At 50.0% G+C, this 11843-nt stretch carries 9 protein-coding genes; 1 reads left to right on the forward strand and 8 read right to left on the reverse strand.

Going from position 1 to position 11843, the window contains the following annotated elements; genetic code table 11:
- Nucleotides 1-76: 76 nt before the first annotated feature.
- The 3 genes from ACTJJS_RS09140 to ACTJJS_RS09150 all read right to left on the reverse strand — a co-directional run bounded on the left by ACTJJS_RS09140 (nt 77) and on the right by ACTJJS_RS09150 (nt 3772).
- A complete protein-coding gene (locus ACTJJS_RS09140; protein WP_168872633.1) occupies nt 77-940 on the reverse strand; it encodes a DUF4249 domain-containing protein in 864 nt (287 codons plus the stop codon).
- A 21-nt stretch (nt 941-961) separates the two neighbouring features.
- Entirely contained in the window at nt 962-3343 is a 2382-nt protein-coding gene (locus tag ACTJJS_RS09145; RefSeq protein ID WP_440663413.1) for a TonB-dependent receptor, read from the reverse strand.
- A 216-nt stretch (nt 3344-3559) separates the two neighbouring features.
- Nucleotides 3560-3772, reverse strand: a complete 213-nt coding sequence (locus ACTJJS_RS09150) for a hypothetical protein (protein WP_343744086.1) — start codon at nt 3770-3772, stop codon at nt 3560-3562.
- 108 nt (nt 3773-3880) lie between these two features.
- Here ACTJJS_RS09150 and ACTJJS_RS09155 point away from each other — a divergent pair, with 108 nt between their 5' ends.
- A complete protein-coding gene (locus ACTJJS_RS09155; protein WP_440663414.1) occupies nt 3881-4882 on the forward strand; it encodes a helix-turn-helix transcriptional regulator in 1002 nt (333 codons plus the stop codon).
- A 134-nt stretch (nt 4883-5016) separates the two neighbouring features.
- On the opposite strand, the gene ACTJJS_RS09160 is transcribed toward ACTJJS_RS09155, so the two are convergent.
- The 5 genes from ACTJJS_RS09160 to nhaA form a co-directional block, all read right to left on the reverse strand.
- Nucleotides 5017-5646: an NAD(P)-dependent oxidoreductase gene (locus ACTJJS_RS09160; RefSeq protein WP_440663415.1), complete on the reverse strand. Its 630-nt coding sequence runs from the start codon at nt 5644-5646 to the stop codon at nt 5017-5019.
- Nucleotides 5647-5891: 245 nt separating this feature from the next.
- Nucleotides 5892-8084 carry a sodium-translocating pyrophosphatase gene (locus tag ACTJJS_RS09165; RefSeq protein WP_440663416.1) on the reverse strand — a complete coding sequence of 731 codons (2193 nt, stop codon included), beginning with the start codon at nt 8082-8084 and terminating at the stop codon, nt 5892-5894.
- Between the two features lie 246 nt (nt 8085-8330).
- Nucleotides 8331-9848 carry an NAD(P)H-hydrate dehydratase gene (locus ACTJJS_RS09170; protein WP_440663417.1) on the reverse strand — a complete coding sequence of 506 codons (1518 nt, stop codon included), beginning with the start codon at nt 9846-9848 and terminating at the stop codon, nt 8331-8333.
- A gap of 104 nt (nt 9849-9952) precedes the next feature.
- Entirely contained in the window at nt 9953-10480 is a 528-nt protein-coding gene (locus ACTJJS_RS09175; protein ID WP_168872639.1) for a hypothetical protein, read from the reverse strand.
- Between the two features lie 120 nt (nt 10481-10600).
- Complete coding sequence (nhaA, locus tag ACTJJS_RS09180) at nt 10601-11797, reverse strand: Na+/H+ antiporter NhaA (RefSeq protein ID WP_168872640.1); 1197 nt, start codon at nt 11795-11797, stop codon at nt 10601-10603.
- Nucleotides 11798-11843: the final 46 nt, after the last annotated feature.

Below are 11843 nucleotides of genomic sequence, written 5' to 3' on the forward strand. Positions count from 1 at the left end.
GTATTTGGTTATTTAATTTACGATTTTTTGATCGTCTGTAAATCACCAGCTACCGGAATAGCCAAAAATTATCTTGTTATTTTACCAGTTTTTCCGCCCTGCTGACAGCAGAGGTGCCAAACCAGCCCAGGATTTTGGTTTTCCCGGAAGGTGTTGTGTTGTCAACATTTGATTTTACATTCTCCAGCACTTTGGCAAACAGGCCACCGGCGTTCACCTGCTGGTCTACCTGAGTCAGGAATTCGTGACTGCGCTTGGTGACTGATCTCAGTTTCACGATCACTTTTTCATCAAGCTGGAACGGTTTGCTGAAATCCGTGATGCTTTCAGCGATGGGCAGGATGAAAATAGCGCCGTCAGACACGCCTTCGTCATAGGAGCCATCAATGGAGAAGGCATCGCGCAGGCGGCGGGTGGTATCGGAGCGGTAAGAGCGGATCCAGTAGTAGTCGGTGGCGCCGCCTTCAATGTCTTTGGCGTGCATGGTGGCATAGTACCCTTCCTTACCTGACATCGCCTCTTCTTTTTTCTTGAATTTCAGGGTGATGGAATCGATCGGCGGCACCCGTTTTAAGGTATCATACGCTTCAAAGATTTCTCCTTTGTATTCCACATGCAGTTTGTAGGCATGGCCAACAACGCCTATCGGGTTGGCGGTAGCGTCATAGGTGTATGCATTTTCCTTAAATGCAAACGGATAAGACTTGCCGTTGGTCAGATCGAAGAGTGTAATAGCAGCATCGTTGATAATGGGCGCCGGGTTGTTGTCCGTAAACGGTACGGACATGGTGAATTTGATCGTTTGCGGGCCGGCCTCATTGGTAATCCAGGCATCAAGCACCGGGAATGATTTGCCCGGGGCGATATCCAGATCTATTTTATCCTCGCAGGCAGTGAGCGCCGCTAACGCTGATATGATGAATAATGACAGTTTTTTCATTACTTTCTTTTTTAAGACAGATTAAAATTTGAAGTTGTAAGTGATCCCCGGGATGATAGAGCCGATGATAGACAGGCGAACAGCTTCCCGTTTGTTGGGATCATCCTCATTCTGCTTGAAGTAAATACTGTAGGCATTTCTGCGGGCATATACGTTATACAGGGAGAACACCCATTCTCCTTTCCAGCGTTTCAGCTGTTTGCCTTTAAGGGTAAAGGACAGGTCCAGCCGGTGGAATGCCGGGAGGCGGTAGTTGTTCCTTTTTTCGGTGCTGTTGTATGGAATATCCCAGTCCTGGAACTGTAACCTGTTGTCGGCGTAGGTGCCTGGCGTACCGGAAGCATATACCCAGTTGGCAGACAGGGAAGTTCTCTTCGTGAATTCATGTGTGAGCACGAGGTTGAAATTGTGCGTACGGTCATAGCGGTTCAGGAACCATTCATCGAGGCTGATGCCTGGTGTTTTTCTTTCTGAGCGGGACAGTGTATAGCTGATCCAGCCGGTGGTTTTACCGATATTCTTTTTAGCATACAGTTCCAGACCATAAGCGCGGGTCTGGGAAGGCAGGAGGTCTGCCTCTATCAGCTGGTTCAGCTGCAGGTTGGCATTGTCGATATAATCCAGCTGATGATCAGTGGTTTTATAGAAAGCCTCCGCAGAGAACTCGTAAGAGTCGTTGGGAGAATTGTAGAAGTAACCAACGGTGTACTGGTCTGATAAACTAGGCTCGATGTTGTTGGTACTGGGAGTCCAGATATCGAGCGGGGTAGGAGACGCTGTATTGGAGAGCTGGTGCATGAACTGAGTGGTACGGCTGTAAGCCACTTTCACGGCATGCTCGTCGGTAATGGCATAGCGGGCGCTGATACGGGGTTCGAAGTAGTAATAGCCCTTGATCAGTTCATTGGCGCCGTAGTCTTTGCTGCCGGTGAGCGTTTTGCGGATGCCCGGTGTGGTATCGTTGAAGTAGTAGGCAGTTCCTTTGCCCAGCAGTTGATAGGCAGAGAGGCGGCCGCCATACTGGATACCGAATTTTTTAGTGGGTTTCCACTCATGGTCCAGGTATACGGCAGATTCCAGTGCATGTTTGTCAGTCAGTTCTTTCAGCCGTACTTTGTCGCCTTCGGTACCGGTGCCGGTGCCCGGGCGGAAAGTATAGTAGATGCCCTGTACGCCGAAATGCAGGATGTTATTGGTGTTCAGGTAGTAGGTGAATGACGGTTTCAGGCCGTAGTTAATGATATTGGAAGTCCATTTATAACCCTGCAGCAGCTCATCCTCCTGTTTTTTGGAGCCATTGCTGAAGTTGAGGCTATAATCGTATTTAGAGTAGTAGGTGGTCAGGTTGAGGAACAGACGGTTGGTGAATACGTGGTTCCAGCGGAGAGTGGCGGTGGTATTGCCCCAGTTCATGTCCACGTCTTTGCCCAGCCCGAATTTATCACGGCCGAAGTAGCCGCTGATAAAGAGGGTATTGTTTTTATCAAACTTGTAGTTGGCTTTTGCCGTCAGGTCGTAGAAGTTCAGTTTGGTGTCCTTCATATCGCCTTTCACAAAAGGTTTCATGAGGATATCAATGTAAGATCTTCTGGCAGCCACGATGAAGGAGGACTTATCCTTTACCAGCGGACCTTCCACAGACAGGCGGCTGAAGATATTGCCGATACCGCCGTTCACATTGAAGTTTTGGTTGTTACCGTCTTTCATGCGGATATCGAGCACAGAAGAGGTACGGCCGCCATATTCAGCAGGGAACCCGCCTTTGATCAGGTTGAGGCTTTTTACAGCGTCCGGATTGAATACGGAGAAGAAGCCGAGCATGTGGCTGGAATTATATACCGGTGCTTCGTCGAGCAGGATAAGATTTTCATCGCTGTTGCCGCCGCGGACGTTGAAGCCGGAAGAACCTTCTCCCACGGTGGTGACGCCCGGGAGCGTCTGAATGGAACGGATCACATCTACTTCACCCATGAAGGTAGGCAGCTTTTTCATCTGTGCGATGTCCAGGCGGTTAATGCTGGTATTGAGCGTATTGACCGCTTTTTCCTGCTTTTGACCGCTGACAGTGACTTCGCTTAATTGGCTGCTGCTGCTTTCCAGGCGGATGTCGAGTGTTTTGTTGCTATGCAAACTAACCGTTGTTTTAACGGGGGCATATCCCATATACGAAAACTGAAGCTCGTGTTCCCCGGCGGGAAGTGTTAGCGAATAGAAACCGTATTGGTTGGTGACAGTACCAACGCTGGTGCCAGGTTTGCCGATGGAAATTCCCACCAGGCTTTCCCCGTTTTGTTTGTCTTTTACATAACCGCTAACGGTAAATCGTTGCTGTTGTGCGCGTGCTGGACCCATTGCCAGTATTAATACCAGCAAGGCCATCAACATGGTGACCAAAGTTTTCATAATAGGTAAATCTCGATTTTAAATGACTTTTCCTGTTTTGTGACGTTGCTAATAAGACGTGGTGGGATATCTGTACCCCTATCGGTAGTCAGATTATTTTTTTGGTTAATAATAGAAAACGAAGATATAGCGGAAAAATGAGAAAGAATATTGAGATTGAAGCCCGGGGTTATGCTTCAAGCTCAATATTCGGCATAGGACTGGTTTTGAGGGGTATTAATCAAGGATGTCACAATGGAACCCAAGGCGGTTCACAAACTCGATAATCGTTCTTTCGGCCAGCTGTTGGGGGCTGATCACCCGTAAAACCTTATCACAGTCTTCGATGTCCACGCTACAGGCATTTACGCTAAAACTGGAAGAAATGGCATCAATTACATCGTCTTTATCCTTAACAGTGTTAATATTTGTACGGAATATTCCAATCATGGCGTTTGGATTTGAATTTTGCGGAATATATTTGTGCAAATTTGCTACTGTTTATCCGTATAGCTGTTACATGAAAAGGATTAAAACTTATACGAAACGGATTATTTTATGGCTGTAGTAATCAAAAATGAACTGAACGAAGTATTGCTGCAGGAAGGTTTTCCTTTTTCGCCGGAGGACCTGGTGCCTTCGGGGGCCATTGTTGAGGAGAACAAAGAACAGCAGCTTGATTTTGGCGCCTATAATATACAGGAATGCAAGTTTGACGGGATACACCTTATTATCTGCACAGCGGAGATTTATGAGAACCTGACGGTGGCTTCGGAGGATATCATGCCTCATGTGTCTATGCTGTTTATGGAAAAGGGCGATGTAAGGGCCTCTGTGGAGGGGATAGCGGATAAGTTCCGTTTTTCTTCCCTGGAACATAATATTATGTATTCTCCCCACCGGGAAGAGACCGCAGAGCTGAGAAAGCAGAAGGGCATCCAAGTGCTGGGAATGAATTTTTCACCGGAACGATTTATTGCACTGGCCGATAGCAATGGTCAGGTGTTGGGCAAGATGGCGAATGCCGTTGCCAAAAAAAGGGGAGTGATCCTGGCCGATAAGATAAACCCGCATATTACGCCCCGCATGAAAACAGTGCTGGGGGAAATACGCCAGTGCCAGTTCAAAGGCGGACTGAAAAAATTATTCCTTCAGTCAAAGGTCATGGAGCTGTTAGCGCTACAGTGCGACCAGATGGAAAACGACTTTGGCAGAGCACGGACGGAGCGTCACAATATCAGCAAAAGAGAGCTGGAGCAACTGCAACATGCCCGCTACCTGTTGTTGCGGGATTTGCAGGAACCGCCTTCGCTGGCAGAGCTTTCCCGCCTGTCAGGCCTGAATGAGTTTAAACTTAAATCCGGTTTCAAAACCGTGTTTGATAATACTGTCTTTGGTTATTTTAACGATCACCGCCTCCAGATGGCCCGGGAGATGATCCTGGCCGGCGGTACATCTCTTGCCGATATAGCCGATGAAGCAGGATATTCTTCCCCACAGCATTTCAGCAATGCGTTTAAAAAGAAGTATGGCGTAGCGCCGTCGAAGTTGGAATTGTGATAGCCATGATGATGGCTGATTTGCGAAGATTGGTAGAAATGATATAAAAGGACAGCCCACCGATATCCGGTGGGCTGTCCTTTTATATTTTTGTATGTAAACTTAGTTGACTTAATGCGCCGGTTTTGTTCGGTTTAGTAAGCCACTGTGAACCGTTGCTGAATATGTGCCGGTTTTTCCAGTTCATCAATGAGCGCAACGGCATAATCGGCGGTGGATATTTTGCTTTCGTTGTTAGCGTCTGTGAGAAGCTGGTCGCCACCGAGGCGGAATTTGCCGGTGCGTTCGCCGGGCGCGATCATGGCAGCAGGACTTAATACGGTCCATTGCAGGTCTTTATCCTGTTTAATCACTTTATAAGCTTCGCGGGTAGCGCTGGCGCCTTCTTTCCATGCTGCCGGAAATTCGGGCGTGTCCAGCAGTTGTACGCCAGGGGCCACTTCCAGGCTGCCTGCACCGCTTACGGCAATCAGTCTTTTGATACCGGCTTGTTTCAGTCCACCGATAATAGCCCGGACAGCCTGCACATAAGTAGGGGTATCGTGGGCGCTGTAGGCGCTGATGACAGCATCGTTGCCGGCTATGAGGGAAGCTACTTCCGCTTCGTTGGTCACGTCGCCTTTTTTAATGGTCAGGTGGTCGTTTTTAACCTGTATTTTTTCCGGGTTGCGTACAATGGCGGTCACCTCATGACCTCTGTTCAATGCCTCGTTTAAAAGGGCGCTGCCAATGAATCCTGATGCACCGATGATTGCTACTTTCATGTTTAATGTGTTTTTGTAGTGATATAATTACAGTCACAATGGACCGATTGTTTAACTGTTTTGTTTTTTATTACAGTTTCATAAAGCAAATGTACAGTAGTTTTTTACTGTAACAAAAAAAATTACAGTAAATCATAAAAAAATAGCGGGCGAATCAGTCGGTAAGATGATAAAGTGCTATTAATCATAAAGTTAATGATCAATAGCGGTCTTATCCGGGGAATCGTCCGCTACCTGGAATGATATTATTTCATCACATACACCTGTTGGGTTTTGGCAGCGGGCGGTGTGACGGTTTTCACCTTGGTCACCGGCACTTCTTCCTTGGTATGGAATTTTTCGGACAGGGTGGGCGCAATGACCAGCGACACGATAGACATCAGTTTGATGAGGATGTTCATGGAAGGGCCGGAGGTGTCTTTGAACGGATCACCAACGGTGTCGCCGGTAACAGAGGCTTTATGTGGTTCTGATTTTTTGTAGAAAGTTTCGCCGTTGATTTCCACGCCTTTTTCGAATGATTTCTTTGCGTTGTCCCAGGCGCCGCCGGCATTGTTCTGGAAGATGCCCATCAGCACGCCGCTGACAGTAGCGCCGGCGAGGAAACCGCCCAGTACTTCAGGACCGGCGATAAAGCCGATCAGCAGCGGAGATATCAGGGCTATAGCGCCTGGCAGGATCATTTCGCGGATAGAGGCCTGTGTGGAGATGGCCACACATTTGTCGTATTCCGGTTTGCCGGTGCCTTCCATGATGCCGGGTATTTCGCGGAACTGGCGGCGTACTTCTTCCACCATGGCCATGGCTGCACGTCCTACCGCTGCAATGGCCAGTGAGGAGAAGATGAAGGGGATCATGCCACCTACGAAGAGGCCCGCGAGCACGTCGGCTTTATAGATGTCGATGCCTTTAATGCCTGCTACGCCTACAAACGCGGCAAACAGCGCCAGCGCCGTCAGGGCCGCAGAGGCGATGGCAAAACCTTTACCGGTAGCGGCGGTGGTGTTACCTACCGCATCGAGGATATCTGTTTTTTCACGCACGTCTTTAGGCAGTTCGCTCATTTCAGCAATACCACCGGCGTTGTCGGCAATAGGGCCAAAGGCGTCGATGGCCAGCTGCATAGCGGTGGTGGCCATCATGCCGGCAGCGGCGATTGCCACGCCATAGAGGCCTGCAAATGCATAGGAACCATAGATGCCTAATGCCAGTACCAGGATAGGCAATGCGGTGGATTCCATCCCTACAGACAAACCGCCGATGATGTTGGTGGCAGCGCCGGTAGCGGATTGACGGATAATAGAACGCACCGGGCGTTTGCCCATAGCGGTATAATATTCTGTGATGATGCTCATCAGGGTACCTACCACGAGGCCTACCACGATAGAGCCGAACACCTGGCTTTTGGTGAACTCATGGCCGCGCAGCACCATAGGGCCGTCGGGCAGTATCCAGTTAACGAGGAACCAGGAAGCGATGGCTGTGAGGATGATGGAGCCCCAGTTGCCCATGTTGAGCGCTTTCTGTACCACGCCGGTATTGAGGCCGGCGCTATCGCTGATTCTTACGAAGAATGTTCCGATGATAGAGAAGATGATACCGGTACCGGCAATCATCATAGGGAGCAGGATGGGAGCGAGGCCTCCGAACATGTCCTGGGAAGTTGTTTCAGAGCCCAGTACCATGGTTGCCAGTACAGTGGCCACATAGGAACCGAAAAGGTCGGCACCCATACCGGCTACGTCGCCTACATTGTCACCCACGTTGTCCGCGATGGTAGCGGGGTTGCGCGGGTCGTCCTCTGGGATGCCTGCTTCTACCTTACCTACCAGGTCAGCACCTACGTCGGCCGCTTTGGTATAGATACCGCCGCCTACACGGGCAAAGAGGGCGATGCTCTCCGCACCCAGGGAAAAGCCTGTCAGTACTTCGATGGTCCTGATCATTTCGGCGGTATTGGCAGCCGCGCCGAAATAGGATTTGAGGATAATGAACAGGGAACCGAGACCCAGTACGGCCAGGCCGGCAACGCCCATACCCATTACAGAGCCGCCGGTGAAGGATACGCTCAGCGCCTTGGCGAGACTGGTACGGGCAGCTTGTGCAGTACGGACATTGGCTTTGGTCGCTATTTTCATTCCGATAAATCCGGCTGTGGCGGAGAATGCAGCGCCTATGATAAAGGCGAGGCCTATCGACCAGTGGGAGGTATGATGGGAAGCGCCCATGTAACCCAATAACAGCGCAGCTATGATAACAAAGTATATCAGTACTTTATACTCCGCTTTTAAAAATGCCATAGCGCCTTCCGCAATATGCTGCGCTATTTCTTTCATCTTTTCATTGCCCGCGTCCTGGCGGGAAACCCAGGAGCTGCGGACTGCAGTAAATAACAAGGCCAGTAATCCAAAACAGGGAACGAGGAAAACGATACTCATAGAAGCGTATTTAAATTGCTCGGTTGAAAAAATAGCGTATTAACTAAATGTTATCCAATAAATATAGATAATAAAATTTTGAATTAAGCATTACAGGTAAGGAAATACCGCAGGCGGAAAAGAATTAACAGGAAAGCCCTTATGGAAGCTGGTTTTCAGGGAAATGTCAGGGTCGGGCAGCCCGTAAAGGGGAAGCTCAGGCAGCCATGGCCGCCACACAACGCACAGGCGCAGCGGAACAGGATTTTAATAGAAACATTCCAGGAAAGCCGCGCCAAGATGGGAGATGATATCTCCGGCAGTCATAGCTTCCTGCGACAATTTTGCTGCGGCCAGGTCGCCGGCATAACCATGCAGCCAGGCGCCCAGCAATACGGCGGCCTTGGGGGTATAGTCCTGCGCCAGCAACCCCGTAAGGATGCCGGTGAGCACGTCGCCGCTACCGCCGGTGGCCATACCGGGATTGCCGGTGGCGTTAAAATATACGGCGCCGTCAGGACAGGCAATAGCGGTATAACGTCCTTTCAGGAGGATATACAGCTGCAGCCGTACCGCCTGTTTGGACAACAGTTCCAGCCGCTCGAAGTCATTGGCCGAAGGGCCGAAGAGCCGCTCAAATTCTTTGGGGTGCGGCGTAAGAATGGAACCTGCCGGTACCTGGTATAACAGTGACGGATATACGGAAAGGATGTTCAGCGCGTCCGCGTCAATCACCATGGGGCGTTTGTAGCTGGTGAGCAGTTTTTCAAAGGAACGGGCAGTAGCGGTGGCGGTGCCCAGCCCCGGCCCGATGCCGACGGTTTTGTAACGGGCATCGGCCTGTTCATGAAAATGCGCGCTGTGCTCGTGTACCTCGTCGGCCACGCTCATGGCGGCAGGCTCGCTGATCTGCATAATATCATACCCACACCGGGGGATATGACAGGTCAGCAGCCCTACGCCCGCACGGAGACAGGCTTTGGCGCTAAGCACGGCGGCCCCCATCTTGCCATAGCTGCCGGCAACCAGCAATGCATGGCCAAAGGTGCCTTTATGCGCAAAGGCAGGGCGTGGCGTGTAAATAGTATGCATCATCTCTTTGTCAGCCAGATGATAGCGTACAGGCGTATGCGTTATATAGTCCAGCGACAGCCCGATAGGCAGTATCTGCACCTCGCCCACGAGGGTGGCGTTTTCGGGCAGCAGGAAGGCCAGCTTATAGAATTCAAAGCTGAGGGTGTAATGTGCCTGTATGACGGGCGTATTGCGGCAACTGGCGTCTGCCATCAGCCCGGAGGGCATATCAATGGCCACAATGGTATGACGGCCATGCTGATCATTGATTTTGTGTATGATACCGGCCAGCCAGCCCTCGATGGGTTTGTTTAGCCCGGTACCAAAGATAGCGTCTACAATTACCGCGGAAGCGGGCAGTTCAGGAAAACCGGTAACATCGGCTATTTCGCGGATACGGCCGGCATATTGCTGCTGCAACCGCCGATAGTAATATATATAGTCTTCACTGGCCTTATTGCCATACTCCAGCAGGCAGGCGGTCACCTGATAGCCTTCTTCCAGCAACCGGTGGGCGATCACCAGCCCGTCGCCGCCATTATTGCCTTTACCACAGAAAATAAAAAAAGGATGAACAGGGGCAAAGCGGTCCAGCAGCCAGTCGGCGCATTTGCCGGCAGCCCGTGCCATCAGGTCGGTACTGCTCACAGGCTCATGTGCGATTGTGAAGGCATCCGCCTCCCGGATCTGTGCAGCGGTGAAGATTTTCATATCCTGCTGTTGAACAATAAATGTAGCGCAAAAATAAGGAACATAAAAAAACGGATCATGCTTGCCTCATGATCCGTTTACGGGTTATTAGCGTTTCCGCTATGTTAGAAGGTATATCGTGCAGATACACCGCCAATTTCTTCTCCGATGAAGTTGGTCGGTCCAACAAACTGAACGTAAGGTTTCAGGTCGGCGCTCAGGTTCAACGGTATCTTCTTGAAAGTCCATTCAACACCGATGATGCCATCCAGACCGGGAGATACATAGGTGCCTTTGCCTTTGTCCACATAACGGTCCCAGTCATAGTCACGACGGTCATAGAAACCTACGTGCGCACCGCCACCTGCATACATATTCAGTTCAGGTCTGCCGATATTCCAATGGTATTCATACAGCGCGGTAAATGTAACGTTGGCTCTATGTTCGTGGTTGGTAGTTACCAGTCCTTCAATGGCGTGAGGGCCCTGGATGAAGTGTTTGATGGTAAAGCCCACCACCCAGGGGTTCAGGCGGATACCCAGTGCGGTGTTGTAGTTTTCAACACTGCTGCTACCATAGCTTTTCTTTTTCTGCGCGTTAGCCTGTACTGCCAGCAAGGCAAACAAGCTGAAAAATAACACGACTTTTTTCATAGATGTTGCTTATTTATTAATACAAAAAATGTATGCGACTATTAACGTTGGCTATTTACTCTAAAGTATGCACTGGTTGAATAAAATTCGCGATAGCCTCACAATAACAGTGCCAATCCATCATTTGCTTTTCTTGATGGGGATAACGGGCTTCAATAAACGAAGGAAGATAAATCCGGCTATACCGGCCAGCAGGGAGGCCGCTATCACGGATATAATGGAGATGATCTGATATTCCCTTTCCGCGTAAGCCAGCGAAGAGATAAAGATAGACATCGTAAAACCAATACCGGCAATCAGTCCTACGCCTACCAGCTGTAACCAGCCGGATTTGGAAGGAAGGCTCGCCAGTTTCAGTTTCACCGCCGCAAAGGACAAGACAAAGATACCTATCGGTTTGCCCAGCACCAGCCCCGCAATGATGCCGTAACTGATATCATTGTGCAGTGCGCCCAATATATCTGAAGGCAGTTGTATCGCCGTATTGGCCAACGCGAAAACGGGCATGATGATAAAATTGACCGGGTCATGGAGGCCATGCACCAGGTCCGCGATTTTATCCTGCGGAATACAGAATGCGAGCAACACCCCTGCGATGGTGGCATGTACGCCGGAATTGAAAAGAAAGTACCACAACAGGATGCCCGGAATGAAATACAATATCAATCGTTGTACTTTCAGCAGGTTCAGCGCGATGGGTATCAGCAATACGCCACCGGCCATGAGCAGGTATTGAAGGTTAAGATGTGGCGTATAAAATATAGCGATGGTCAGAATAGCGCCAAGGTCGTCGATAATGGCCAGGGCCATCAGGAAAATTTTCAGGCTTACGGGCACCCTGTTGCCCAGCAGCGAGAGGATACCCAGCGAAAAAGCGATGTCTGTGGCCATGGGGATGCCCCAGCCATGGGCGTATTCCGTACCGCTGTTGAACAGGCTGAAGATCAGCGCAGGAAACAACATGCCGCCGACAGCGGCCAGCACAGGCAGGATGGACTTGCGCAGGGAAGAAAGTTCGCCTACGGTCAGTTCTCTTTTTATTTCCATGCCTACCAGGAAAAAGAAGAGCACCATCATGCCGTCGTTTATCCATAACAGGTAGGAGTTGGGCAAATGCAGGGCACGATATTGATAATGGTGGCCGGTGGTGGGGTCAAAGAGCGCATTCCAGAAGTTCACATAACCTTCCTGCCAGGATGAATTGGCCAGGACCATAGACACGACGGTGCAGAGTATCAGGATGATGCCTACGGCACGACTGTCTTTTAGGAAAGTGTAGATCGGGGACAGGAGGGTTTTGAATGCGCTTCTGATCATGTTGTCATTTTAATGTTTTGCCATTTGGTTATTTAAAGATCGTGTT

This window comes from Chitinophaga sp. 22308, from assembly GCF_052045305.1.
In the GTDB taxonomy this organism is placed as follows: Bacteria; Bacteroidota; Bacteroidia; order Chitinophagales; family Chitinophagaceae; genus Chitinophaga; species Chitinophaga varians_A.

Excerpts from the sequence above, each read along its gene's own strand:
- ACTJJS_RS09175 (WP_168872639.1), bottom strand. The coding sequence starts at position 10,480 with ATGAAAAAAGTCGTGTTATTTTTCAGCTTGTTTGCCTTGCTGGCAGTA.
- ACTJJS_RS09145 (WP_440663413.1), bottom strand. The coding sequence starts at position 3,343 with ATGAAAACTTTGGTCACCATGTTGATGGCCTTGCTGGTATTAATACTG.
- ACTJJS_RS09165 (WP_440663416.1), bottom strand. The coding sequence starts at position 8,084 with ATGAGTATCGTTTTCCTCGTTCCCTGTTTTGGATTACTGGCCTTGTTA.
- ACTJJS_RS09160 (WP_440663415.1), bottom strand. The coding sequence starts at position 5,646 with ATGAAAGTAGCAATCATCGGTGCATCAGGATTCATTGGCAGCGCCCTT.
- ACTJJS_RS09140 (WP_168872633.1), bottom strand. The coding sequence starts at position 940 with ATGAAAAAACTGTCATTATTCATCATATCAGCGTTAGCGGCGCTCACT.
- nhaA (WP_168872640.1), bottom strand. The coding sequence starts at position 11,797 with ATGATCAGAAGCGCATTCAAAACCCTCCTGTCCCCGATCTACACTTTC.
- ACTJJS_RS09150 (WP_343744086.1), bottom strand. The coding sequence starts at position 3,772 with ATGATTGGAATATTCCGTACAAATATTAACACTGTTAAGGATAAAGAC.
- ACTJJS_RS09155 (WP_440663414.1), top strand. The coding sequence starts at position 3,881 with ATGGCTGTAGTAATCAAAAATGAACTGAACGAAGTATTGCTGCAGGAA.
- ACTJJS_RS09170 (WP_440663417.1), bottom strand. The coding sequence starts at position 9,848 with ATGAAAATCTTCACCGCTGCACAGATCCGGGAGGCGGATGCCTTCACA.